Origin of the sequence: Streptomyces sp. NPDC101776 (assembly GCF_044766845.1) — a bacterium.
Lineage (GTDB): Bacteria > Actinomycetota > Actinomycetes > Streptomycetales > Streptomycetaceae > Streptomyces.
Window position 1 is genome coordinate 541091 of sequence record NZ_JBIWMV010000001.1, and the last position, 24962, is coordinate 566052.

The window sequence follows — 24962 nt, forward strand, 5'->3', positions numbered from 1 at the left end:
CCCGGGTTACAACCCTGGGTTGAAGGAGTTCGGGGCGCATCGGCGAATGCTCTTACACATGACAACGACCGACTGGTTCATCGACATCGCGCTCCTGCTCATCGTTCTTCGCCAACTGCGCGAGGAGCGGCTGACCACCCGCACCATCCTGCTCCCGCTCGGCATGATCGCCTGGGCCGCCGGCAACTACCTGACCGACATCCCGACCGCCGGCAACGACGTGCCGCTGGCCGTGATCTTCGCGGTCACCGGGGTCGTCTTCGGGCTCGCAGGCGGTCTGCTCACCCGCGTCCGGCACGCCGACGGGCACGTGCTGATCAAGGCCTCCCGCGGCGCGGCCGCACTCTGGATCATCAGCATGGGCTTCCGCCTGGGTTTCGCGGTGTGGTCCACGCATCCCTCCGGCGCCGCACACCTGACCAGCTTCTCCGTCGCGCACAACGTCACCAGCGGCCAGGCCTGGGTCGTAGCCCTGCTCCTGATGGCGGTCGGCGAGGTCGTCGTCCGCCTGGGCACGATCGTCATCCGGGGCCAGTTGCTCCAGGCACGGGCGGCCGACCGCGACGCGAACAAGCCGGCCCACCGCCCGGGCGCCTACGTCTGAGCCGCTCCGTCTGAGCCGCTCCGTCTGAGCCGCGGAACAGCCCGCGGCACGGCGCCCGACCCGCGCACCGAACCCACAGCTCGTCTTGCGGCTCATCTTGCTCAACCCCCCACCCACACATGATCAGCACGGAGGTCCCTCATGTCCGCATCGCACCGCACGCCGCGTGCCCGCCCCCTGACTCGGCTGGCCGTGGCCGCGGCCACGGTGGCCCTCGGAGCGGTCGCCTGTTCGTCCGGCGGCGGACAGGCGACCAGCGCTTCGAGCAGCAGGCCGAGCACGCGGGCCACGGCCATGACCGCTACCACGGCGGCGTCGACCGTCGTCCGGAACTCCACCCCGAGCGGGCCGGGCGCGTTCCTCGGGCCGGTGCGCCGGATCCCGGTCGACGGCATCAAGATCGGCTACCGCCAGTTCGGCTCCGGCCCCGACCTCATCATGGTCATGGGCGACACCGGCACCATGAGCGACTGGACGGTCGACCTGCTGAGCAAGCTCGGCCGGCACTACCACGTCACGATCTTCGACAACCGCGGCGTCGGCCACACGACCGACGACACCTCGGTCCCCGACACCATTCCGCTCATGGCGGACGACACCGTCGGTCTGATCAAGGCGCTGGGTCTGCGACACCCCACCCTGCTCGGCTGGTCGATGGGCGGCGAGATCGGCCTGACCGTCGCCGCCCTGCACCCGGGTGCGATCAGCGCGCTCGTGAGCACCGGCGGCGACCTCGGCGGCAGCCGGGCCATCAACACGCCGCCCGCGGTGGCAAAGGAGCTCAACAGCCCCACGACCACGGGGCCGCAGATGATGGACCTGCTCTTCCCCGCCGACGCCACCGCCGCGCGGACCGCGTACATCGAGCAGCTCGGTCTGATCCCGCCGGAGAAGGTCGGCAACGTGACGCTGCTGCGTCAATACCAGGCCGGGCAGGCGTACGGGTCCTTCGAGGGCACCTGGGACAAGCTGCCCGACAGCACCATTCCGATGCTGATCACCAACGGCTCCCTCGACAGGATCACCCCGTCCGGAAACGCGCGCATCATCACTCAGCGGGCCAAGCACGCCAAGCTGGTCATGTTCCCTGACGCCGGCCACGCGATGCTCGTCCAGGACTCCGGCAAGTTCGTCTCCCTGGTCACTCGGTTCACCAAGGAGTCGGGCATCGGATGACGGACCCGCTTCCGACGGCGACGGCCGCGGCTCGATCGACGAGTCGCGGCCGTCATACGTCGTCCGGGGACGCGAGGAATTACCGGACACGCCTCGCCTCAGTGGCTTTCGTCCTGCGCAGTCAGGGCGAAGGCCAGCAGCGCCGTCGTGGTGAAGTCCAGCGAGGGTTCCACCGTCTGCCAGGCGCCCACGTCGTCCACGTACCGCGAACCCTTGCCGTCGAAGTCGGTCCAGGCTCCCGACGGCGGGGCCGCGGTGCACTTCCTCATGGTGGGAAAGCCGTTCAAGTCGGCCAGTTCGTCAGCCGCGTTGGGGCCGTTGACCACCGCGCCCCGCAGGATCGCGCCATTCCCGTCCAGGCTGCCGCGCAGGTTCGCCAACTGGTGTTCCGGGCAGTGCGGATAGACCTCACCCGCGCCGATCACGAAGCTTGTTCCCCACGGGTTCGCGCCGAGCGCCCAGCCCCGCTGCCGCCCCGCGAAGGCCGCGTAGCGGGTGTCACCGGTCGCCCTGGCGTAGAGGCGGGCGGTGGCCACCAGACCAAAGGTGTGCGGTACGGCGTCGAAGTCGTCGTAGACCGCGCCGGCACCGAACGGATCGTGCCCGGCGCGGTGGACCCCGTCCTCCAACTGGCGGCGCAGATCCTTGTACAGGTCCTCGGCCCCGACGTCGTTGCTGCGGGCGCCGTCCAGGGCGATGGCCAGGTCGACATGGGCGAGGGCACTGACGTCCGCGACGTTGAGGGTGCCCTTGACGTCGGAGTCCAGGTAGGCCCGGGCCCAGCGGGCCGCTTCACCGGTCCAGTCGCCTTCCCGGTCGTCACCCAACTCCCTTGCTGCCAGTGCCAGTTCGGCACCCGCGAACTCCATGTCGTCCTGCCAGGAGTCCTCGGGATAGAAGCCGGTGGGGAAGGCGGTGACGAGCGGCTTGTCCGGGTCCGGGTCGGTGTCGGCCTGCTCGTAGACGGCCGCGGCCTTCTCCAGCCACTCCCGCGCCCGGTCCGGGTCGCTGTCGGCCGTGCGCCGCGCGGCGAGGGCGAACACCGCCGCCACCCGTCCCGCCAGACTCGGGGTGATCGGCTCGCCCGGCGCGTTCGCGCGGAACACCGGCCGGTGTTTGATCGTGTGGTCAGGGTCACCGGGCGACACATCGAGCCGGTCGTCGGCCTCCGGCAGCCGCCACACGTCGTGGTCCGTCCGTACGGCGTCGTTGCCCGCGCCGATGCCGACCTGGGCGTAGAGCGTCCCGCTGTCCCCGTCCCACATCTTGTCCAGCCACTCCAGGCCGTGGTCGGCCTCGGCGGACAGCGCGGGCATGGCGGGCAAGTCCCGCTCGGCGAGCAGGAGTTCGGCGGTCGAGTAGGAGGTGGTGCCGGTGAACTTGAGGAAGTCGCCCGCGTCGAACCAGCCGCCCGAGGCGTCGACCGTGTCACCGGTCGGGGTCAGCCTCTCGTCGAGCAACTCCTCGCCCGCCTCGTCGTAGTGCGGGTCGGCGTAGACGGTCGCGTCCTCGTCGGCGAGATGGGACGGGCCGTGCTTCAGGGCCCCGGGCAGTACATCGGCGCCGTCACGCTGGGCTTGCAGGAAGCGGACGTTGTCCCGGACCAGCGGGGTCATCAGCTCGCTCGCGTCGGCGATCCGGAAGGCGGGGGAGCGGCCGGTCGCGGTGCCGGTGAGGAGGATGCGGTAGGTGCCGGGGGCGTCCAGTTCGGAGAGGTCGACCGTGCGCACCGAGGGGTACTTGGCGTTCCAGTGGCCGGTGACGGCGCCGAGCCTGCCCGCCGTGACGACCTTGTCCTTCGCGTCGACGACCTTGAAGCGCGCCCCCGCGAGCGCCTTCGAGGGGCCCATGACGTAAGCCTGCTTGGTCTCGCCGCGCACATAGCCGACCTGGTCGACCCGAACGGCTGCCTCGGGAGCGGGAGTCGTGGAGGCCGCGCCGTACAGGTTCATGGCGACGAGTACGACGCCGAGGCTCGCGGCGGTGGTGGTGACCAGCAGGACGGGCCTGCGCGATGCGTTCATGCGCCCACGGTGCCGGGGCCTTCATGTCATGACGATGAGGACGCCGGTGGACGTGGGGCGGGCGCCCTTGTCAGGAAGAGGCGCTTTCTCCGTGCGCGGGGTCCGTCGGCAGCCGCAGTTCGGCGAGCAGGCCGCCGCCCGGAGCGTCCGTGAGGCGGGCGGTGCCGTCATGCAGACCGGCCACCCAGCGGACGATGGCGAGGCCCGCACCCGTGCCGGGACCGGACCCGGTGACACCGCGGGCGAACACGCGTTCCCGGTCGGAGAGAGGCACCCCCGGCCCGTGGTCGCGGACCGTGACCAGCCCCGGAGCGACGGTGACCGCCACCGGCGAACCGGCCGGGCCCCCGTGCCGCTGGGCGTTCTCCACCAGATTCCGCACCGCCTGCGCCAGCAGGTCCGGATCGCCGCGCACCACCACCGGCTCGGACGTCACGGTCACGCTCGCGTGGTCCGGCAGCTCCTCGACGGTGGTCTCCACCAACTGGTCGAGCCGCAGCGGGATCAACTCGACCCGCTGCGCTCCGGATTCCAGCCGGGCTCTGGCGAGCAGCCCGGTGACCAGTCGGCTCAGCCGGTCGACCAGCCGTAGCGTCTCGTCGGACGAGCCGCCCCGTTCGACGGTGAGCCGCAGGGTCGCCAGCGGTGTGCGCAGCTCGTGCGCGGCCTCCGCGAGGAACTGCTCCTGCTGCCCGAGCCCGCGCAGCGCCGGCCGCATGGCCCGCCCGGACAACAGATGTCCTACGGCCGCCGCACAGCACACCAGCGCCGTGCAGCCGAGGGCCAGCCAGCGCACCAGGAGGCCGTGATCGTGGTCGCTGCGCGCCGACTCCGTGCCGACCAGCACGGCCGCCCCGATCCGGTCGTCGTCCCAGACCGGAGCCGCCGCCCACCGCAGCCGCCCGCCCCCGGCGGCGGAATCGCTGACGAGGACGGTCTCCTGCTCGTCCAGGACACTCCGCCAGACCTCCTCCAGCCGGTCCTGCGAGGGCAGCGAGGAGCGTCCCGGTACGACGTTCCGCAGCGTCGGCGCCTTCCCGGGCGCGGCCTGGAGGACGGCCAACGCCTGTGCGCCCTGGGCGAGTTCGTCCTCGTGCAGCGGCTCCAGGTGCAGTACCCCCGCGTCGAACCAGACCGCCCGCGACAGCCCCGCCGCGCGGCTGCCCACCTCGTGGTCGAGGCCGGAGCGGCGGGACGCGGCGTCGATCCGTACGGCGACCACGGCGAGGACGACGAGACAGGCCGCCGTCGTCGAGGCGAACAGGAGCGTCATCAGCCGGCGGGTGCGCCGCAGCCGGGCCACGGCGGGCGAGAGGGCGGACGCCGGTTCGCGGCGCTTCACGCCTCGCCGCCCAGGCGGTAGCCGACACCGCGCATCGTCGCGATGGGATCGGGCGGCCCGAGCCGTCTGCGCAACTGGCCGATCAGCACGTCCACGACATTGGACATCGGCTCGCTCGCCTCGTCCCAGCAGCTCTCGATCAGCTCGCTGCGTGTGACGACCTCGCCCGTGCGCAGCATCAGCAGTTCGAGCACCGCGAACTCCTTGGCGGACAGGCTGAGCAGCACCCCGGCCCGGGTCACCCGGCGCCGCGGCAGATCCAGTTCCAGGTCACCCGCCCGCAGGACGGACGGCCGCGCGGGTTGCTCCCTGCGGCACAACGCCCTTACCCGTACGACGAGTTCGGCGAAGGCGAACGGTTTGACCAGGTAGTCGTCCGCCCCGTGCTCGAAGCCCGCGACCCGGTCGCTCACCGCGTCCAGCGCGGTCAGCAGCAGGAAGGGCAGCACCGATCCGGCGCGGCGCCGTGCGGCGAGCAGCGTGAGGGAGTCGCCGTCCGGGACCGAGCGGTCGGCCACGACACAGTCGTAGCGATGGACGGACAGCTTGAGATCCGCCTCGGCCAGCGTCCGCGCGAGGTCCACCGCGAACCCCGCGTCCCGTAGCTGAGCTGCGACGACGGGACCCAGTTCGGGGTCGTCCTCCAGGACCATTACGCGCATGGCCCGGAGCTTAGGCGACGGTGGGCCGCGTCCTCGGGCGCTGTACGCCGAGTGCGCGGCCCACCGCTCCGAGTGATCAGCTGCCGGGAACGGTGTCCTCGAACGTGGTGCCCGCGCCGCGGTAGGCAGCGATCTTCGCGGCGACCTGCGCCGGTGTGAGGACCTGGTCCTTGACGTGCAGGACGTAGTCGACCTGCTCGTCGTAGGCGCGGGCGGTGGAGCTGGTCAGGCCGCCGAAGTCGATCAGCCACTGGTTGAAGTTGATCGACATGGGGCGCTCCGGGAGGTACGCGGCGTCATGGGTGCCGAAGAGCCGGCCGTCGATGTAGTACTTGATGCTGCTGTTGTCGATGGTCAGCACCAGGTCGTGCCAGCCGTTGTAGCTCTGCCGGCCCTCGGTGTGCTGGTTGACCGCGATCCACGGGTCGGCCTGGTAGGTCTCCCAGGACGTCGTGTAGAGGATGTTGGAGGTCTCGCCCCAGCCGCCGTTGGGGAGGTACTCGAAGTCGTACTCGGAGTAGTCGTCCGCCAGCGGCGCGGTGAGGTCGTTGATGGTGAAGAAGGTCTGGACGAGGTGGTCGCCGTCCGGGCCGGACGTGGGCGCGTCGTCGAACTTGACCCGGGCCGCGTAGGTGCCGTTCTTGAACTTCCGTGCGTTGGTGACGACTTCGGTCTGCTTGGTGCTCTCGCCGGTGCCCGCCGTCGACGTCTCCAGGTTCATCACGGAGTTGCCGCTCGTACTGGCGAAGGTGACGTTCTGGGGCGCCCAGGTGGCACCGGAGACACCCGGACCGCCGGAGGTGGAGCGCACGTTCCAGCCGTGCGCGGAGATCTTCGGGTCGTTGTAGGCGCTGTAGTTGAAGTCGTCGAACAGGGTGGCGCCGGTGGCCGGGGGATGGGTCGGCGGGTCGGTGGGCGGGTTCGTCGGGTCGTTGCCGGCCGGGGCCGTGCCCCACAGGGTGGTGCCGGACAGCTGTGCCGTGACCTTGGACCAGTCGGCGTACGACGTCCGGGAGGCGCCGAAGGAGTAGTCGTCGCTCTGGTTCAGGGTCTGCCATGTCGACTGGTAGAAGCGCAGTTGCATGTCGCTGGTGTCGGCGCCGGGCGCGAGGCTGCCGGCGCCGGAGGTGAAGCCGATCTCCAGGTAACGGTCCGCCGTGGCCGTCGGGTTGGCGAGCGTGCCGAAGGTGCCCGTGATGTTGGCGCAGCCCTTGACGGCCCAGGAACACGCGAAGCGGTAACTCGCGCTCGCCGAGTCCGCCTTGAAGTAGTAGCGGAGCTTGACGTTCGCCAACTGCACCGTGGTGGAGCCGGTGTTCCGCACCTTGAACCAGGGCTCGGACTGGTCGGCGGTCGCTCCCGTGGCGCTGGTGCGGTACTGGACGTTCAGTCCGTCGCCCGCCGCGCTCGCGGTGGACGGCATCGCGGTGAGCGCGGCGGCGCCCAGGGCCACCGCGGCGGCGGACGCGGCGGCACGCAGTCTGTTCTTCGCGAACCTCAGGTCGTGTCTCATGTCGTGCCTCTCCAGAAGGGTGGGGTGATTCCGGAACGGGACAGGTCGGGGCCGTACGGGAGGGCGGGTCACGTGAGGGGGTGGTAGGAGACGCCGAGCGCGTCCAGCCGGGCCGTGTGGTCGTCCAGCCGGGAGCGGAAGTCCGCCCAGTCGGTCGCGCCGCTCCAGGCGCGGTCGGCCAGGGCGCACAGGCGGGGGTAGGTGAGGTACTCGATCCGCTCGGGTGTCGTGACGAACTCGGTCCACAACTGGGCCTGGGTGCCCAACACCCGCTCGGCCACGGCTCGTTCGGCGTCCTCGGGCACCGGGTCGTGGGCGTGGACGGTGCGCAGATCGACGACGCCGCCCGGCTGGGCCGGGGGCTCGCCCGGGTCCTCGGACTGGGCGTAGTCGAGATAGGTCGCCCGGTGCTGCGCGTTCACGACGGGGTGGCCGCGGCGGGCCGCCGTGAGGGTGTGGGCCGCGTCCCGCCAGGTCATCACCGTGAAGTCCAGGGGCAGTTCGGCACCGGACTCGGCCCAGGCGACCGGCCGCCGCCCGTGCCGCACGAGGAACTCGCCGATCTCCCCGAGGAACCAGCCGTGCAGCGCGGCGGGGCTCGACAGGCCCTGCGCCAGGGCCCGTTCGCGGGCGGCGGGACTGTGCGTCCACTCGGCGGTGGGGCACTCCTCGCCGCCGACGTGGATGTACGGCGAGGGGAAGACGTCCATGACCTCGTCGAGGACCGTACGGCAGAAGTCGAGGACCTCGTCGTGGACCCCGAGGACGGTGTCGCACACGCCCCAGCGGGTCCAGACGTCGAGGGTGCGCCCCGGGTTGTTGCCCAGGTGGGGATAGGCGGCGAGGGCGGCCCGCACATGGCCGGGCATCTCTGTCTCCGGCATGACGGTGACTCCGCGCGCCGCCGCATAGCTCACCAGTCCGGTGAGTTCGGCCCGTGTGTACGACCCGCCGTGCGGGGCACCGTCGTACAAGTCGCCTCCGGCGGGCCCCTGTGGGGACTCGGCGCGGTGGCCGCCGATCTCGGTGAGCTTCGGGTAGGCGGACACCGGCATGCGCCAGCCCTGGTCGTCGGTGAGGTGCAGATGGAAGACGCCGATCTTGTGCAGGGCCAAAAGGTCGACGTACCGGCGCAGGTAGGAGACGGGCTGGAAGTGCCGGGCCACGTCCAGCATCGCGCCGCGCCACGGGTGCCGGGGGAGGTCGGTGATCTCGACACAGGGCAGTGTCCAGCGCGTGTCCGGCCGCGGAGTCTCCGACAGGGCCTGCGGGGGCAGGAGTTGACGGATCGTCTGGATCCCGCGCAGCAGGCCGGTGAGGTGCGCGGCGCGCAGCAGTACGGCGTGCGGGGCGACGGTGAGGCCGTAGCCCTCCTCGCCGAGGCCCGCGAGACCGGCGAGTCCGGGGTCGAGCGCCAGGGTCAACTGCCCCTCGGGGGAAGGCCGTAGAGGCAACCCGGTGGCCGGGGCGAGGAGGGTGCGCAGGAGGTCCGCGGCCGGTTCGGCGCCTGGGCCGATGTGCAGCGCGGTGTCGGGTTCGAGCGTGAACCGCCCCGGCAGGACAGCCGACTTGGTGGGGCGGGGGACGAGGGAGAGCGCGGAATGCTGTGCGGGCATGGATCGTCTCCGGGGTGGGGCGTGTGGGGGAGCTTCACCTGGGGAGGGCATGAGCGTTCGCCTTACCACCTGACCAGTGAAGCTCACTGGACAGCTCACCTGTCGATGTGGGGATGAAGGTGGCATAGACCAATGCGGGCGTCAACCCCCCCTGGCACAAGGTGACTTGGCGTGTCGGTCGATCCGGATGGGAAGGATCATCGCCCGGTGGTGGTTACACTGCCCGGGTCAACAGGGCGATTGCGGGCCGCCGTTGGTCAACTGGTCAAGTGGTTGACCGAACGGGGGCTCCGCGCAGGGGGAGTGCGACATGAAGGCCGACGCGCCAGGTGCGGTGCTGAAGCGGGAGCGGGTCCGCGACTTCATCCTCGACCTCGTCGAGTCGCACCACCCGGGGGACGCGATCCCCTCCGAGCGCGTCCTCTGCGCCCGACTGGGCGTGTCCCGGCCGACCTTGCGCGCGGCGGTCGACGAACTTGTCGCGGCGGGGCTGCTGGTGCGGGAACACGGGCGCGGCATGTTCGTGGCACCCGAGAAGATCACCCAGGAACTCGTCTCCGGCGAGCAGACCATGACGGCCCCTCAGGCCTCCGGCGCCTGGTCGAGCCGCCTGCTGGAGTTCACCACGATCCCGGCCGGCGCCCGCGTGGGCCGTCGGCTGCGCCTCTCGCCCGCCGCCGAGATCGTGTACGTGGCACGGCTGCGCCTGGTCGACGGCGCCCCGATGGCCATCGAGCATCTGCACATCCGGGCCGACCTCGTCCCCACGCTGTCCGCGCGGGAGTTGGAGGCCGGCGACCTCTACGAACACCTCCGGGAACAGCACGGCGTGCACGTCCAGGAGGCGGTGCAGGCGATCGAGCCGACCGTCGTCACCCGCGCCGAGGCCGAACTCCTCGACGTCCCCGAACTCTCCCCGGCCCTCCTCTTCGAGCGCCTCACCTCGGACACCACGGGCCGGCCCGTCGAATACGTCCACTCGATCTATCGCGGGGACCGCTACCGCATCGTCTCCCGCCTCACCCTCGGCCCCTCGGTCACAGTCCCGTCGACCTCTCTCGGCCACCATCCCGGCATCCCCCCGGGCGACTTCGCCCACCGGGACACCATCGCGGCGTCCACGCGGGGGGACATTCAGTCGGCGTCCTGAGCCGTGGCCCGTGCCCGGGTGACGGCGTCGTAGAGGGACTTCGGATCGTCGGCGTGCAAGCGGATCACCCGTACGAGGCGGGGAGCGCCGAGGAACGTCGGCGCGTCGACCGGTTCGGTCAGTTCGAGGGTGAGGGAGGTCTGCGAGCCGACGGGGAGGTTCAGTTCGCCGTCCTTCTTCTCGTGGGTGTACCGCGTCTCGCGCCGGACGGCGGCGATCCGGGCGACCGGGACACGGAGGTCGACATGGGCCGCCTGCCGGATGCGCAGGACACCCCCGGCCAGGACGTGCGGCCGGGTGACGGCGGCGGCGTGCATGCCGAGGACGAACAGCACGGTGTAGACGTCGACGACCAGGAGGACGGCGTGGACGACGGGCAAGCGGGCGAGCAGGAACGACAGCGCGACCGTCTCGGCCACGCACACGAACGTGAGGCCGTACATCATGGCGGCCCGGTCGCGGGCGTGCGGGAAGACCGCGTCGGCCCCGCGGACACCGTGCGGACGGCGGGCGACCCACCGGACCAGGCCGGCCATGATCCGCCCCTCGTGAGCGAGGTACCGCGCCACGCGCTCCGGTACGAGCCGCGCGAGCGCCTCGCGCCGGGACAGGCCGAGCCGCCGTAGCCGCAGCCAGACATACGCCTCGGCGCCGAGGAGCAGCAGCAGGAGCAGCTTGGCGGCGAGCAGCACGGTGTCGGGCACCGGGACCCCGCTGAACAGGCAAGTGGCCAGCGCGAGTTGGGCGGGCACCGCGATGACGCGCAGTTTCCGCAGGGCCGGTCCTCGCACGGGGGCTTCGGGCAGGGGGACCCGGATCTCCGGCGTCGTCACGACGGTGCTTCCTGTCGCTGCTTCACGAGTTCGATCGCACGGAGCACCGCTGCCGACTGGGCCGGTGCCAGGTCAGCGAAGATGACGTCGGTCAGACCGTTGTCGGGCCGGTCGGGGAACCCCGCGATCAGATCGGCGGGCAGCAGGGCCGCGAGCGCGGTGGCGGCACGGGTCACCCCGGGGTCGTCCGGCTCCTTGTCGGCGAGGGCGTCCAGCAGGGCGTACATCTCGCCGGCGTGCTCCTGCATCCCCCGCAGCGCCTCCATCAGCCGGACCCGCTCCGCCTCGGGCGCCACGGTGTCGAGGAGGGCCAGGATCTCCCGGTCCTTCGCGGCGATGGGGGAGTCCGGCAGCTCGCCGAGGCCCGCCAGCAGCGCGGTGAGCTGCGGCGACAGAGGAGCGTCGGCGGTCAGCCGGCCGGCCCGGGCCTCTGCCAGCAGCGCGGCGAGCCGTTGGCGCCGCTCCCGGACGACCGCTTCCTGCCGTCCGAGGTCCTCGTCCAACTCCTGGAGGACTTCGACCAGTTCGCGGCCCTCGTCGTCGGCGAGGACGTCACGCACCTCGTCGAGACCGAGGCCGAGTTCGGTCAGCCGCCGGACGCGGGCCAGCAGGACGGCGTCCCGGATGCCGTACTCGCGGTAGCCGTTGCTCCGCCGTACGGGTTCGGGCAGCAGCCCGAGATGGTGGTAGTGCCGCACGGCCCGAGGGGTGACCCCGACGAGGGCGGCGAGCTCGCCGATTCGCATGACCTCAGTAGAAACCCTGACGTCGCGACAAGGTCAAGGCGGTCTACGGCTGTTGCCCCGGGCGTGCCTACAGCTCCCCGGGCCGCCCGCAGCGGTAGAAGAACGGGCCGCCGATCTGGCCCGCCGGCGCGCGGGTCAGACCCGAACTGTCCTCCAGGAGGCGGGCACCCGGGTCGAGGTCGCCGACGTGGAGCGGGTCGAAACCGGCATCCCGGATGAGCTGAAGCGCGGGCTCGTCACCCGCGAGGCCTGCGCCGACGACGCCCGTGGCTCCATGGTGCGGCTCACGGAAAAGGGCCGGGAAGCGATCGAGGCCGCCGCGCCCACGCATGTGGAAATCGTACGGCGGCTTTTCTTCGACCCGCTGACGGCGGACGAGGTGCGCCTTCTCGGCGATTTCCTGGACCGAATACTGGGCGCGGTCGAGCGCGATTCCCAGTGATTCCCGTTATCCCAGTGATCCCAGTTATCCCGGTGATGTCGGCTCGGGCGCGTTGAGCGAACCCAGCAGCGCCAGCCCGTCCGCCGAGGGTGAGTCCGGCTCCGCCTGCAGAATGATGAGCTGCTGCCCGGGTGCGCTGCGGATGTTCAGGGCCTCGTGCCGCAGTTCCAGGTCCCCCACCACGGAATGGCGCATCCGTTTGACCTCATAGGGCGGGACCCGGGTGTACTCGCGGGCCCACAGTGAGCGGAACTCGCCGCTGCGCACGGAGAGTTCACCGACGAGTTCCAGGATGCGGGGATCCTCCGGGGTGCTCGCCGCGCTCTGCTGGAGATCGGCGACCGCACGGTCCTTCGCCCGCTCGGGGCTGCGGTAGAACGTCTTCGCCGCGGGGTCGAGGAAGAGCATGCGCAGCACGTTGTCGTGCTGGGCGAAGTCGCGGTAGAGGACGTCGGCGAGGACGTTGGTGGCCAGCAGGTCCTGGGCGTGGCCGATGATGAAGGCCGGGGTCCTGGTCCAGCTCTCGATCAGCTGTCGCAGATGCGGGCGCACCCGCTCGACGCGGGTGGGCGGCTTCGTACGACGGGCCGTGGGCCGCGCCAGCCGGAACAGTTCGAGCCGGTCCTCCTCCGCCAGCCGCAGCACCCGGGCGATGGCCTCCAACACCCGTACCGAGGGGCTGGGTTCACGGCCCTGCTCCAGTCTGCTGTAGTAGCTCGGGCTGACCCCGGTGAGGGCCGCGACCTCGTCGCGGCGCAGCCCGGGCACCCGCCGCCGGCCGGAGCCGGACAGACCCACATCGGCGGGGCCGACCCGTTCCCGGCGGGAGCGGAGAAACTGACCCAGCCCTTCCACCGGGTCGGGGCGCGTGTCGTTGTGCATACCGTCGAGGCTAGGCGGAAAACACCCGGAGAAGTTCGGCGGACGGTGGGTGCGTTGCACCCAGGATGACGGCTCCCCGGGTCGCTCGAAGAGCATCTGGTCTGGCCGCATGAGTAATGGGACCCCTTTGGGTGATTTCCTCCGGGCCCGCCGCGAGGCCCTCAAGCCCCAGGACGTCGGTCTGCCGGAGTACGGGCGACGCCGGGTGCCGGGACTGCGCAGGGAGGAGGTCGCGCTGCTCGCCGGAGTCAGCTCCGACTACTACATCAGGCTTGAGCAGGGACGCGAGAACAGCCCGTCGCCGCAGGTCCTGGAGGCCGTGGCGCAGGCGCTGAAGCTGGACGCGGAGTCCGCCGATCATCTCAACCGCCTCTGCCTGACGGCCTCGCAGCGTCCGCACAGCCGGGGCGAGACCGAAGTGAGCCCGCAGTTGCTGCGGTTGATGGACGGCTGGGAGCACACCCCGGCGTTCGTGCTCGGCCCGGCTCTCGACATTCTCGCGGGCAACTCCCTTGCCACGGCGCTGCACAGCGGATTCGACGCGTTCGACAACCTCGCCCGCAATGTGTTCGTCGACCCGGCGGGGCGTGAGTTCTACCAGGAATGGGTGCGGGCCGCGCATTCCTGTGTCGCCGAACTCCGGGCCGCCTACGGCCACGATCCCGATTCGGCCCGTATCGCCGAGGTGGTCGAGGAACTGTCCGACGAGAGCGAGGAGTTCGCCGGTATCTGGCGGCTGCACGACGTCAAGAGCAAGTCCCAGGAAGGCAAACACCTCAGGCACCCGCACGTCGGCGACCTGCACATCGCCTTCGCCGCGTTCACCGTCAACGGCGCCCCGCACCAGCAACTCGTCGTCTACCAGGCCGAACCGGCCGGCCCCACCGCCACCGCCTTCGAGACGCTGCGGTCGATGGCCACCGAGCCGAAGAAGGCCCGGGCGATCGCGAACACGTAGCCTCGGCCGGGGCCGGCCCTCCCGCACAGAGGTCACCGCCCCACCTTCCGCAGGCCACCGGCATCAGGAGATCCGACCATGCCCCGAGCAGTGACGTTCTCGCGCTACGGCGGTCCGGAGGTGCTGGAGGTCGTCGAGGTGCCGCGGCCGAAGGCGGGCCCCGGGGAAGTCCTCGTCCGGGTCGTCGTCGCAGGGGTCAATCCCGGTGAGGCCGGCATCCGGCAGGGCGTCTTCGCGGACATGTGGCCGGCCGTGTTTCCCGAAGGCCAGGGCAACGACTTCGCCGGCTGGGTCGCCGAACTCGGCGACGGCGTAACGGACTTCGCGCTCGGCGACGAGGTCATCGGCTACCTGCCCCGGAGGGCACAGGCCGACTACGTCGTCTCGCCCGCCGACGTCCTCGCCCCCAAGCCCGCCGACATCGGCTGGGAAGCCGCCGCGCCGCTGTCCGCGGTCGGGGTGACGGCCTGGGCCGCCGTCGACGCCGTAGCGTCGGAAGAAGGGGACACCGTCGTGGTGTCCGGTGCCGCCGGCGGGGTCGGCTCCCTCGCCGTACAGCTCGCGCGGCTGCGGGGCGCGCGGGTCATCGGCACCGCCGGACCGCACAACGCCGACTTCCTGCGCTCGCTCGGTGTCGTGCCCGTCGAGCACGGCCCCGGCCTCGCCGACCGGCTGAGGGCCGCCGCTCCCGACGGGATCGACGCCTTCGTGGACACCTTCGGTCAGGGCAACGTCGACATCGCCATCGAGATGGGCGTCGCCCCGCACCGCGTCAACACCCTCGCCGACGGCCGGGCCGTCGCCCGCCACGGCGTCCGCAGCCGGGCCCAGGAGGACGTCTTCACCCCTCAACTGGTCGTGGAACTGGCCGCATTGGTCTCCCAGGGCCTGCTCACCGTCCCGATCGGCGAGGTGGACCCGCTGGAACAGGTCCAGGAGGCCTACCGGCAGGTGCAGCGGCGCCACACGCGGGGGAAGATCGTGCTCAGCCTGGTCCCGCCCGACGAACGCCCCGCACCGGCCGCCGAACTCCGCGCCTGACGTTCCGCGTCCTGACCGCACTCCCTGGAGGCCCCCATGCCCGTACGTCGTATCGGCCTCGTCGTCCACCTGGGACGTGAGACCGCCCGGGACGCGGCGGCCGCCGTGCACGCCTGGAGCGCGGCGCACGACGTCCGCTGCACGGAGATCGACGTGTGGGCCAAGGACCACCACCGCCGCACCGGACGCGAGGAGGCCGAGGCCGCGGGCAACCCCGACCTCGTCGTCACCCTCGGCGGCGACGGCACCTTCCTGCGCGGCGCCCGCATCGCCGTCAAGAGCGACGCCGACGTCCTCGGCGTCGACCTCGGCAAGGTCGGCTTCCTCACCGAGGTCCCGGCCTGCGACATCGGCGACGCCCTGGACGCCGTACACGAGGGACGGGCCATCGTCGAGGAGCGCATGACGCTGACCATGCGGGCCTCGCGCCCGCTGGACATCCCCGAGGAGATGGAGGCCCTGCTGCGCTACGGCCGCGGTCCCGCGCTGCCGCCGCCGCGGGTCCGGCCGGAGACCACGGAGGGCGGCGGCTGGGGGTGCGCGCTGGACGTCACCGCGCTCAACGACGTCGTCCTGGAGAAACTGGCCCGCGACCGGCAGGTCGGCGTCGGTGTCTACCTCGCCGGACGGCTGCTGGCGACCTACTCGGCGGACGCGCTGGCCGTCGCCACTCCCACCGGGTCCACGGCCTACAGTTTCGCCGCCGGGGGACCCGTCCTCTCGCCCCACATGGACGCCCTCGTCTTCACCCCGATCGCCCCGCACATGACGTTCAACCGCAGCGTGATCGCCGCCCCCGACGAACCGATCGGCCTGCGCGTCCTGCCCCACTCCGGCCAGGCCGCCGTCAGCGTCGACGGCCAACTGCGCGGCGTCCTGGACCCCGGCGACTGGATCGGCGTCTTCCGCGCCCCGCAACGCGTCCGCCTCGTGCGGCTGCGCCCGACGGATTTCTACGGCCGGCTGCGCGACCGGTTCCGGCTCACGGACGCCCCCGCGAATGCCCAGGACGGGCCCTCGGAACCGTTCTTCCGGCCGGACACCCCGGTCCCGGCGGACCTCGCCGGGATGCGACTGCCGCCGCCCGGCGAGTAGTTCACGAGGGGAGGCGGTTCACGCGGGAAGGCGGACGGTGAAGACCGTGCCGGTGCCGACCGCGCTGGTCACCGTCACCGTCCCGCCGTGCGCCTCGGTCAGCCGGCGCACGATGGCGAGGCCCAGACCGCTGCCGCCGGTGCGGCGGCTGCGGGACTTCTCGGCGCGCCAGAAACGGTCGAAGACCCGGGGCAGGTCCTCGGCGGGGATACCGGTCCCGGTGTCGGCGACCTCGATCGTGAGGAGGCCCGCGGCCCGGTGGGCCCGGAGGGTGACGCTGCCGCCGGGCGGGGTGTGCCGCAGGGCGTTGGCGACCAGGTTGCCGACGACCTGCCGCAGCCGTACGGGATCGCCGGACAGTTCGGGGTCGCCGTCGACGTGGGTGGTGAGGGTGACGCCCGCGGTCTCGGCGGGGCCGAGGTGGGCGGTGGCGACATGGTCGAGAAGGTCGCGTACGAGGAGGGACTCGGGGTGGATGCGCAACTGGCCCGCGTCCGCCTCCGCGAGATCCTGGAGGTCGTCGACGATGTGCTGGAGCAGCAGCGCCTCTTCGAGCAGGGAGTCCACGAGCGCCTGGTCGGAGGTGGCGATGCCGTCCTGCACGGCCTCGAGCCAGCCGCGGATGGTGCTGAGCGGGGTGCGCAGTTCGTGGGCGACATCGCTGACCATCGCCTTCCGCCGGCCCTCCACGCGTTCGCGCCGCTGGGAGAGGTCGTTGAAGGCGGCGGCGAGGTGGCCGATCTCGTCGTTGGTCGTCACCGGTACCCGCTGGTGTTCCTCCACCGGACGGCGGGCGGCGTCGGCCAGCGCGCGCAGCGGTCTGACGAGCCGCGTGCCGACGACGACGGTGACGGCCACGGTGACCAGCAGCACCAGCCCGGCGGCGCCGGCGACGCGGGTGGTGCCGGCGGACGTGAAATGGAAGGCGGGGGCGGCCGTCGAGCCGGTCGGGGTGGTGACGAACAGCAGCGCGGCCGGCGCGACATAGGGGGTGAGCTGGTCGCGGCGGGCGGTGTCGAGGCAGGTCTGGGCGGGTTGGGAGTTGCCTCTCATACGGATGACGAAGTCGATGCCGATCTTCACCCCGGGCTGCTTCTGGCGCTCCAGGCAGTCGTTGACCATGGCGTTGAGCCGGCTGAGCGGCGCGATCTCGGTCGGGACAGGATCGGCGAGTTGGTCGAGGCCGCATCCCTCGTCCACGAAGGACCCGCCCAGGGCGCTGTCGGGGAGCTTGATGGACGGGCGACCGTTCGGTTCCTCGGTGAGGGTGGCGGCACCGGTCGTGGCACGCAGGCAGTAGAAGACCTTGTTCGCCCACTGGCGCAGGTTCTTCCGCTCGCCGGCGGTCAGCCGGTACGGGCCGACGGCACGGGGGTCGATCCGGTCCGTCTCGCCGCCGGGCAGCAGCGCGGGGTCGGTGCGCAGGGCGTCGACGATCGCCGATGCCCTGGTGGGGAGAGCGGCGGCGCTGACGGACGACGCGGCGATGGTACGACGGCTCTGGGTGGTCAGGGTGATCTGCCGTCCGGTGCGCTCGGCGAGGCTGCGCAGGGTCGGGGCGACGCCGTTCCAGTCCGGGTGGACGGCGGCGTAGCCGACCAGCGTGCCGTAGATCTCGGTGTCGGACGACAGGAGTTGGCCCTGTTCCTGCTGGATGGCGCTGCTCGTGGTGCGCGCGGCCAGCCACGCGGTGGCCGCGACCGAACAGACGGCGATCATCACCGAGGTGGCCAGCAGTCGCACCAACAGGCTTCTGTGCAACGGCACTTTGGCCCGCAGCCGGATTCTGGGCCGCCCCTCGCCGCCGGTCTCCGTGTCACCGCGCACGGGTGCCGTCCACGAGCTTGTAGCCGACGCCGTACACCGTTTGCAGATAGGCCGGTTGGCGAGGCACGGCCTCTATCTTCTTGCGCAGGTTGAGGACATGGACGTCGATCGTGCGCTCGGTGATGTAGCGGTCGAACTCCCGTGTCAGGGCGAGCAGTTGGCGACGGGTGAAGACCCGTTCCGGTTCGGCGGCCATCGCCGCGAGGATCTCGAACTCGCCTGGCGTGCACACCACTTGGCGTCCGTCGAGCCCGACGGTACGGCGGACCGGGTCGATGGCGAGCGCGCCGATCCGCAGCACGGGATCGTCCGGCGCCGCCGTGGCGCCACGGGCGCGCCGCAGCAGGGTGCGGATGCGGGCCATCAACTCCCGTGGGCTGTAAGGCTTCGTCATGTAGTCGTCGGCGCCCAGATCGAGGCCGAGCAGGAGGTCCTCCTCCGTGCTGCGCGCGGTCAGCATCAGCACGGGCACCTCGCACTCCCGGCGCAGCACACGGCATACGTCCAGCCCGTCGACCAAGGGCATCATGACGTCGAGGACGAGCAGATCCGGCCGCCGCCGCCGTACCTCGTCGATGGCCGCGCGCCCGTCGTGGACGACCAGGGAGGAGTGGCCCTCGCGTTCCAGATAGCGGCGGATCACCTCGGCCTGTTTGACGTCGTCCTCGGCCACCAGGACATATGCGTTCACGCGGCTCACCCTAAGGTCGCCGCCGGGACACCAGACAGGAGTCTGACGGTGGCCTGACAGGATCTTCATATCCTCCGGACACGGTGCCGCCATGTCGAAACTCAGTCGTCGAAGGCGGTCCGTAGCCCTCACCGGCCTCGGCGCGGCACTGGCTTTCCTCCTCCTCGCCGCGTGCGGCGGCTCGGGCGGTCACGGGAACACCGGGTCCGACGACAAGGGTGTCGCGTCGATCGGCAGACCGAGTGCGAGCGGGGCGCCGTCGCAGGGTGTCGACTCCGACGCGGGCCGTCCCCAGTTGAGGCTGGACACCTCGGAGGCGGAGCAGACCCGGCTCACGGGCAGCTATCTCGACTGTCTGCGCGATCACGGTGTCCCGGGCGGATACAAGTCGGGTTCGAAGCAGTGGTTCCCCGGGGGTAGCGCCACCGAGAACGCCGCCGCCGACAAGGCGTGTCTCGGGAAGAAGCCGCTCCAGCCACCGGAGTTGGACCCGGCGAAGAACCCGCACTACCTGGACGACTTCCGCACGTACATCAGGTGCCTCAACGACGGAGGCCTCAAGGTCAAGGGCCTGGCCGACGGCTCCGGCTGGAACTACGACGGCGAGTCCGCCCTGACCCAACCCCAGCAGGACCGGCTCGACCACGACTGCCAGTTGAAGGCGTACAAGCAGTGACCACGACCGATGACGACACCCGTCCCCGTAACGGGAAACGCCGCCTGAAGATCGGGGCCGCAGCGCTGGCCGGCGTCACGGCGACCGCGCTCGGCGGCACCGTATGGCAGGACGGGAACGCGAAACCGGACACGACGGCCACCGCCTCCGCGCGGGTCGGCACCGCCACGGTGACCAGGACCGACCTGTCCAACTCCCGGACGCTGAGCGGCACTCTGGGCTACAGCAAGGCGGCACCTCTACCCCGAACCCCCGGCGTGGTGCAGGTCGGCCGCCCCTCCGACGCCCTCGCCGCCAAGCGCGCCACCGAGACGACGTTCTCCGCGCTCTTCCTCGGCCTCGCCGGGGTGGCCCTGCCGGTGGGCGGGATCGGCGTGGCCAACACCATGGTCATCTCGGTCCTCGAACGCCGTAAGGAGATCGGCCCGCGCCGCGCGCTGGGCGCCAACAGGGGCCGGATCCGCGGCCAGTTCCTCACCGAGTCCGTGGCCCTGTCCTGCCTCGGCGGCCTCGCCGGCGCGGCCCTCGGCATCCTGGCGACCGTGGGCTACGCCGGCTGTCAGGGCTGGCCCCCGGTGATCCCGCTCCCGGCGGTGGCGGGCGGTTTCGCCGGCGCCGTCCTCATCGGCATGGCCGCCGGTGTCCACCCCTCCGTGCGGGCCTCCCGGCTCACCCCGACGGAGGCCCTGGCGAGCACGTGACGGTCCGCCCCCGCACGTACGGGCGAGTTTCACATGGGCGCCACCGGACCCTTCCCTGACGTTTGTTGCACTTGGAACACTCGCACCGCGCGCATTTCGCCATGTTCCGGCCGGCCGCGCGTCAGGATGAGAGGTGCCTCACCCATGTCCGAAGTCAATCGGCGTCGATTTCTCCAACTCGCCGGTGCCACCACGGCGTTCACGGCACTGTCGAGCAGCATCGAGCGGGCCGCCGCGCTCCCCGCGAACCACAGCTCGGGGAGCATCGAGGACGTCGAGCACATCGTCGTCCTGATGCAGGAGAACCGGTCCTTCGACCACTACTTCGGTTCGCTCAGAGGTGTCCGGGGCTTCGGCGACCCCCGCCCGGTCGTGACCCGGCAGGACGGTAAACCGGTCTGGTACCAGTCGGACGGCACCAAGGACATCCTGCCGTTCCGCCCCGAGGCCGACGACCTGGGCCTCCAGTTCATCCAGGACCTCCCGCACGGCTGGAACGACGGGCACGCCGCGTTCGACGGCGGCAAGTACGACAAATGGGTGCCGTCCAAGGGCTCCACGACGATGGCGTACCTGAACCGTGAGGACATCCCGTTCCACTACGCGCTCGCCGACTCCTTCACCATCTGCGACGCCTACCACTGTTCGTTCATCGGCTCCACGGACCCCAACCGCTACTACCTGTGGACGGGTTACACCGGCAACGACGGCACCGGGGGCGGCCCCGTCCTCGGCAACGACGAGGCCGGCTACAGCTGGACGACGTACCCCGAGCGCCTCGAGAAGGCCGGGGTCTCCTGGAAGATCTACCAGGACGTCGGCGACGGCCTCGACGCGGCCGGCGGCTGGGGCTGGATCACGGACGCCTACCGCGGCAACTACGGCGACAACTCGCTGCTCTACTTCAAGCAGTTCCAGAACGCCCAGCCCGGCGACCCGCTCTACGACAAGGCCCGCACCGGCACCGACGCCACCAAGGGCGAGGGCTTCTTCGACCGGCTGAAGGCCGACGTCAAGGGCGGCACGCTGCCGAAGATCTCCTGGATCGTCGCCCCCGAGGCCTTCACCGAGCACCCCAACTGGCCCGCGAACTACGGTGCTTGGTACGTCGCCCAGGTCCTGGACGCGCTCACCTCCGACCCCAAGGTCTGGGCGAAGACGGCCCTGTTCATCACGTACGACGAGAACGACGGCTTCTTCGACCACCTGGTGCCGCCGTTCGCGCCGGGCTCGGCCGCGCAGGGCAAGTCGACCGTCGACGTCGGCCCCGACCTCTTCAAGGGCGACGCGAGCCACCCGGCCGGTCCCTACGGCCTCGGCCAGCGGGTGCCGATGATCGTCGTCTCGCCCTGGAGCAAGGGCGGTTACGTCTGCTCGGAGACCTTCGACCACACCTCGGTCATCCGGTTCATGGAGCGCCGCTTCGGTGTCCACGAGCCCAACATCTCGCCGTGGCGGCGTGCGATCTGCGGGGACCTGACCACCGCCTTCGACTTCTCCCACAAGGACGTCAAGAAGGTCCCGCTGCCGGACACCGACGGCTACCGGCCGCCGGACAAGAACCGCCACCCCGACTACGTGCCGACCCCGCCCGCCAACCCGGCGCTGCCCAAGCAGGAGCGCGGACTGCGCCCGGCCCGGCCGCTCAAGTACGCGGCGACGGTGGACGGTTCGGCCGACACGGCGGCCGGGAAGTTCACGCTGACCTTCGCCTCCGGCGCGAAGGCCGGCGCCAACTTCCTGGTCACCTCTGCCAACCGCACGGACGGGCCCTGGAGTTACACCACCGAGGCCGGCAAGTCCGTCTCCGACGCCTGGAACTCGGCGTACTCGAACGGCTCGTACGACCTGACCGTGCACGGCCCGAACGGCTTCCTGCGCGTCTTCAAGGGCCCCGGCAGGAGTGCCGGACCCGAGGTCACCGCCCGCACCTGCGGCGACGACATCGAGCTGATCTTCACCAACAAGGGCTCCGGGACAGCGCAGTTGAAGGTCGCCAACGGCTACGGCGGGCGTACTCAGACGATCAAGGTGCGGGCGGGCGCCACCGTACGGCACACCTTCGACCTGGGCGCGAGCGAGCGCTGGTACGACCTGACGGTCACCTCCGACGGCGGCGCGGGCTTCCTGCGGCGATTCGCCGGACATGTCGAGAACGGCCGGCCGGGGGTCAGCGACCCGGCGATCGTCACCGTCTGAGGGGCTTCGTGAAGCCGGTTGTTTTCCGGGGCACTCGCGGTAGTGTGCCCCGGTGACCACGCATTCGAACACACCTGCAGGCTGGTACCCGGATCCGCACGGAGCGCCCCAGACCCTCCGGTACTGGGACGGCGCGAAGTGGACCGACCACACCAACGCGGACCAGCAGGCGCAGGGCGCCAAGTCGCAGCAGCCGCCGCAGGCCGTGCCGCAGCAGGCGGCCGGTCCGGACCCGCGGGTCCAGCAGCAGGTGCAGCAGCAGGCCGGGGTCGCGGGCGGCGGCCCCGGTGGCGGCAGCCTGTTCAGCGAGCCGGTCCTGGTGGTGAACCAGAAGGCCAAGCTGATCGAGCTGACCAACGAGTACAAGGTCATGGACCAGAACGGCAATCTGATCGGCTCGGTCACCGAGATCGGCCAGAGCGCGCTGAAGAAGGCGCTGCGCTTCGTCTCCAGCCTCGACCAGTTCATGACTCACCGGCTGGAGATCCGGGACGCCTACGGGCAGCCGCAGTTGGTGCTGACCCGGCCCGCGAAGATCATGAAGTCCAAGGTGCTCGTGTCCCGCCCGGACGGTTCGCCGGTGGGCGAGATCGTGCAGCAGAACATGATCGGGAAGATCAACTTCGGGATCTTCGCGGACGGCCGGCAGATAGGCGCGATCAAGGCGGAGAACTGGCGGGCGTGGAACTTCGCGATCGTCGACCACGCGGACAACGAGGTCGCCCGGATCACCAAGACCTGGGAAGGCCTCGCCAAGACGATGTTCACCACCGCGGACAACTACGTCCTGCAGATCCACTACCAGCTGCCCGAGCCGCTGCTGAGCCTGGTGGTGGCGACGGCGCTGACCGTCGACACCGCGCTCAAGCAGGACTCGCGCGGCCTCGGCTGACCACCCCGGTCACCGTGCGGTGAGATGCCCCGGCTCGGACCGTCGGTTCGGCTGCCGGGGCATCAACGCCGGTTCCGGGGAGGCCGATTCGGGCTCCAGCGCCAGCACGGCGGCCACAGGGTGATCGTGGTCGCCGTACTCGTGCGGCAGGGGTGCCGCGGGGACCACCCGGGTCAGCAGGACCACGCCCCATGACGCGATGCCGGCCCCTGTCAGCGCGAGGAGGATCCCGGCCGCGCCGCCCTGGAGGCGTTCGCCCAGCAGCGCGAGGCCGATCGCGGCGGCGGCCACCGGGTTCGCCAGGGTCACCACCGCGAGCGGGGCGCCGAGGCCGCCCCGGTAGGCGGTCTGCGAGAGCAGCAGCCCGCCCGCCGCGAACACCGCGACCAGCAGGGCGACTCCGACCACCTGCATGCTCAGCAGCGGGCCCGAGCGGTCCGTCGCCGCGACCGTCACGGTCTGCGTGAGCGCGGAGGCGACACCCGAGGCGACACCGGACGCCGAGGCGTGCCGCAGACCCGGCTTCGCGCCGCGTCGGGCCAGGAGTCCGATCAGCGCGGACGTCGCGCCCGCGACCGCCAACGCCTGCGGAACGGTGAGTACTTGGTCGGGCTGGGGCCCGGACGCCGTGACCAGCAGGGCCGACAGGCCGAGCAGGGTGAGCGCGGTGCCCCGCCATTCGGTGGTGCTGACCCGCCGCCCGGCCACCCGCGCGCCCATCGGGACGGCGGCGACGAGGGTCAGCGCGCCCAGCGGCTGGACGACGGTCAGGGGGCCGTACTTGAGGGCCACGACGTGCAGCAGCGCGGCGCCCGCGTTCAGCACGACCGTCCCCCACCAGGCGCCGGTGGCGAGCAGCCGCAGCGTGCCCGCGTCGGAGTTGCGGGAGGCGAGCCGCTCCTGGGCCACGGCGGCGGCCGCGTAGGCGACGGAGGAGAAGAGGGACAGGACGACGGCGACGAGCGTGGCGTTCATCGGCCCGCTCCGACGAGAACCGGCTGCTTCTCGGGGGCGAGCTCCGGCTGACCGCGGCCTGCCGTGGTCGCCGTGCGGTGCGGCGGGTGGATCAGCGCGAGGGCGACGCCGAGCATGGCGGCGGCCACGATCGCGTCGAGCCAGTAGTGGTTCGCCGTGCCCACGATCACCATCAGGGTGACCAGCGGGTGCAGCAGCCACAGCCAGCGCCAGCGCGAGCGGGTCGCGACGATCAGGCCGACCGCCACCATCAGCGCCCAGCCGAAGTGCAGCGAGGGCATCGCCGCGAACTGGTTCGAGAGGTGGTCGCTGGTCGGCGGGCCGTACACGGAGGGGCCGTAGACCTTGGCGGTGTCGACCAAGCCCGTCGCGGCCAGCATGCGCGGGGGCGCGAGCGGGAACACGAAGGGCAGGACGAGGGCGGCCGAGGTGACCGTGGCCAGGACCCGGCGGGCCCAGACGTAGTGCGCGGGGCGCCGCAGGTACAGCCAGACCAGGAAGGCGACCGTGGCCGGGAAGTGGACGGTCGCGTAGAAGGTGTTCGCGAGGTGCACGAGGGTGTCGCTGTGCAGCAGCACCGACTGCACCGAGCCCTCGTTCGGGAGACGCAGGGTCCGTTCCAGGTCCCATACGTGGCGGGCGTTGTGCAGGGCCTCACCGGTATGGCCCGTCGCCAGTTGGCGGCCGAACTTGTAGACGAGGAAGAGTCCTGCGACGAGCAGGAGCTCACGGACGAGCGGAGGCCGCGCTATCGCGCTGGTCTCCGGCTCTGCAGGCTCGGTGCGGGCATTCATCCCCCGGCCCCTTCGCTGACGGTGGTGCGTGTGGTGGTGCTGGCAGGGCTTGTGACCCTCCCGGCGGACCGAACTCATCGGTACGAGTTCGTTCCGATACGCCAGTGTACCGATACGAGAGTG

General features: G+C 71.2%; 22 protein-coding genes and 1 pseudogene. 11 read left to right on the forward strand and 12 right to left on the reverse strand.

Annotated features, from left to right (window positions below; genetic code table 11):
• Positions 1-58 precede the first annotated feature (58 nt).
• The gene (locus ACIRRY_RS02335) at positions 59-604 is read left to right on the forward strand and encodes a hypothetical protein (RefSeq protein ID WP_403966932.1); all 546 of its coding nucleotides are present in this window, start codon (positions 59-61) and stop codon (positions 602-604) included.
• Between the two features lie 141 nt (positions 605-745).
• Complete coding sequence (locus tag ACIRRY_RS02340; RefSeq protein WP_403966935.1) at positions 746-1780, forward strand: alpha/beta fold hydrolase; 1035 nt, start codon at positions 746-748, stop codon at positions 1778-1780.
• 98 nt (positions 1781-1878) lie between these two features.
• Here the strand turns inward: ACIRRY_RS02340 and ACIRRY_RS02345 are convergent, their stop codons facing one another.
• From ACIRRY_RS02345 to ACIRRY_RS02365, 5 genes are all read right to left on the reverse strand, one after another.
• Entirely contained in the window at positions 1879-3804 is a 1926-nt protein-coding gene (locus tag ACIRRY_RS02345) for a glycoside hydrolase family 9 protein (protein ID WP_403966938.1), read from the reverse strand.
• A 70-nt stretch (positions 3805-3874) separates the two neighbouring features.
• On the reverse strand, positions 3875-5146 hold the full coding sequence (locus ACIRRY_RS02350) for a sensor histidine kinase (RefSeq protein ID WP_403966941.1): 1272 nt from the start codon (positions 5144-5146) through the stop codon (positions 3875-3877).
• The gene (locus tag ACIRRY_RS02355; protein WP_403966944.1) at positions 5143-5808 is read right to left on the reverse strand and encodes a winged helix-turn-helix domain-containing protein; all 666 of its coding nucleotides are present in this window, start codon (positions 5806-5808) and stop codon (positions 5143-5145) included. Before ACIRRY_RS02355 ends, ACIRRY_RS02350 begins: the two co-directional genes overlap by 4 nt.
• Before the next feature lie 76 nt (positions 5809-5884).
• Complete coding sequence (locus tag ACIRRY_RS02360; RefSeq protein WP_403966947.1) at positions 5885-7321, reverse strand: cellulose binding domain-containing protein; 1437 nt, start codon at positions 7319-7321, stop codon at positions 5885-5887.
• 68 nt (positions 7322-7389) lie between these two features.
• Positions 7390-8937: a beta-N-acetylhexosaminidase gene (locus tag ACIRRY_RS02365; protein ID WP_403966950.1), complete on the reverse strand. Its 1548-nt coding sequence runs from the start codon at positions 8935-8937 to the stop codon at positions 7390-7392.
• Positions 8938-9247: 310 nt separating this feature from the next.
• Here ACIRRY_RS02365 and ACIRRY_RS02370 point away from each other — a divergent pair, with 310 nt between their 5' ends.
• The gene (locus ACIRRY_RS02370) at positions 9248-10087 is read left to right on the forward strand and encodes a GntR family transcriptional regulator (RefSeq protein ID WP_403966953.1); all 840 of its coding nucleotides are present in this window, start codon (positions 9248-9250) and stop codon (positions 10085-10087) included.
• On the opposite strand, the gene ACIRRY_RS02375 is transcribed toward ACIRRY_RS02370, so the two are convergent.
• Both ACIRRY_RS02375 and ACIRRY_RS02380 read right to left on the reverse strand, forming a co-directional pair.
• Positions 10072-10920, reverse strand: coding sequence for a hypothetical protein (locus ACIRRY_RS02375; protein ID WP_403966956.1), 849 nt, complete (start codon positions 10918-10920; stop codon positions 10072-10074). The two genes, ACIRRY_RS02370 and ACIRRY_RS02375, sit on opposite strands and share 16 nt — an antisense overlap.
• On the reverse strand, positions 10917-11666 hold the full coding sequence (locus ACIRRY_RS02380; protein ID WP_403966959.1) for a MerR family transcriptional regulator: 750 nt from the start codon (positions 11664-11666) through the stop codon (positions 10917-10919). The genes ACIRRY_RS02375 and ACIRRY_RS02380 overlap by 4 nt, the downstream gene beginning before the upstream one ends.
• 187 nt (positions 11667-11853) lie before the next feature.
• On the opposite strand from ACIRRY_RS02380, the gene ACIRRY_RS02385 reads away from it, so the two are divergent.
• A complete protein-coding gene (locus tag ACIRRY_RS02385; RefSeq protein WP_403966962.1) occupies positions 11854-12108 on the forward strand; it encodes a MarR family winged helix-turn-helix transcriptional regulator in 255 nt (84 codons plus the stop codon).
• A 24-nt stretch (positions 12109-12132) separates the two neighbouring features.
• Here the strand turns inward: ACIRRY_RS02385 and ACIRRY_RS02390 are convergent, their stop codons facing one another.
• Complete coding sequence (locus ACIRRY_RS02390; protein ID WP_403966965.1) at positions 12133-12990, reverse strand: helix-turn-helix transcriptional regulator; 858 nt, start codon at positions 12988-12990, stop codon at positions 12133-12135.
• A 127-nt stretch (positions 12991-13117) separates the two neighbouring features.
• On the opposite strand from ACIRRY_RS02390, the gene ACIRRY_RS02395 reads away from it, so the two are divergent.
• From ACIRRY_RS02395 to ACIRRY_RS02405, 3 genes are all read left to right on the forward strand, one after another.
• A complete protein-coding gene (locus ACIRRY_RS02395; protein ID WP_403966968.1) occupies positions 13118-13948 on the forward strand; it encodes a helix-turn-helix transcriptional regulator in 831 nt (276 codons plus the stop codon).
• 78 nt (positions 13949-14026) lie between these two features.
• On the forward strand, positions 14027-14989 hold the full coding sequence (locus ACIRRY_RS02400; RefSeq protein ID WP_403966970.1) for an NADP-dependent oxidoreductase: 963 nt from the start codon (positions 14027-14029) through the stop codon (positions 14987-14989).
• Between the two features lie 36 nt (positions 14990-15025).
• Complete coding sequence (locus ACIRRY_RS02405) at positions 15026-16084, forward strand: NAD(+)/NADH kinase (RefSeq protein WP_403966973.1); 1059 nt, start codon at positions 15026-15028, stop codon at positions 16082-16084.
• Between the two features lie 18 nt (positions 16085-16102).
• Here ACIRRY_RS02405 and ACIRRY_RS02410 read toward each other — a convergent pair whose 3' ends face one another.
• Together ACIRRY_RS02410 and ACIRRY_RS02415 are read right to left on the reverse strand one after the other, a co-directional pair.
• Positions 16103-17803, reverse strand: coding sequence for a sensor histidine kinase (locus ACIRRY_RS02410; RefSeq protein ID WP_403968320.1), 1701 nt, complete (start codon positions 17801-17803; stop codon positions 16103-16105).
• A gap of 97 nt (positions 17804-17900) precedes the next feature.
• Positions 17901-18602: a response regulator transcription factor gene (locus ACIRRY_RS02415; RefSeq protein WP_403966976.1), complete on the reverse strand. Its 702-nt coding sequence runs from the start codon at positions 18600-18602 to the stop codon at positions 17901-17903.
• Between the two features lie 91 nt (positions 18603-18693).
• Here ACIRRY_RS02415 and ACIRRY_RS02420 point away from each other — a divergent pair, with 91 nt between their 5' ends.
• The 4 genes and pseudogenes from ACIRRY_RS02420 (at position 18694) to ACIRRY_RS02435 (ending at position 23070) form a co-directional block, all read left to right on the forward strand.
• Positions 18694-19278, forward strand: a complete 585-nt coding sequence (locus ACIRRY_RS02420; protein ID WP_403966980.1) for a hypothetical protein — start codon at positions 18694-18696, stop codon at positions 19276-19278.
• Between the two features lie 242 nt (positions 19279-19520).
• Positions 19521-19979: pseudogene (locus tag ACIRRY_RS02425) on the forward strand (ABC transporter permease); the annotation flags it as partial.
• 144 nt (positions 19980-20123) lie between these two features.
• Complete coding sequence (locus ACIRRY_RS02430; protein WP_403966983.1) at positions 20124-22178, forward strand: phosphocholine-specific phospholipase C; 2055 nt, start codon at positions 20124-20126, stop codon at positions 22176-22178.
• Between the two features lie 52 nt (positions 22179-22230).
• Positions 22231-23070, forward strand: coding sequence for a phospholipid scramblase-related protein (locus ACIRRY_RS02435; protein ID WP_403966986.1), 840 nt, complete (start codon positions 22231-22233; stop codon positions 23068-23070).
• A 9-nt stretch (positions 23071-23079) separates the two neighbouring features.
• Here ACIRRY_RS02435 and ACIRRY_RS02440 read toward each other — a convergent pair whose 3' ends face one another.
• On the reverse strand, positions 23080-24045 hold the full coding sequence (locus ACIRRY_RS02440; RefSeq protein ID WP_403966988.1) for a hypothetical protein: 966 nt from the start codon (positions 24043-24045) through the stop codon (positions 23080-23082).
• On the reverse strand, positions 24042-24839 hold the full coding sequence (locus tag ACIRRY_RS02445; RefSeq protein WP_403966991.1) for a phosphatase PAP2 family protein: 798 nt from the start codon (positions 24837-24839) through the stop codon (positions 24042-24044). The genes ACIRRY_RS02440 and ACIRRY_RS02445 overlap by 4 nt, the downstream gene beginning before the upstream one ends.
• Positions 24840-24962 lie beyond the last annotated feature (123 nt).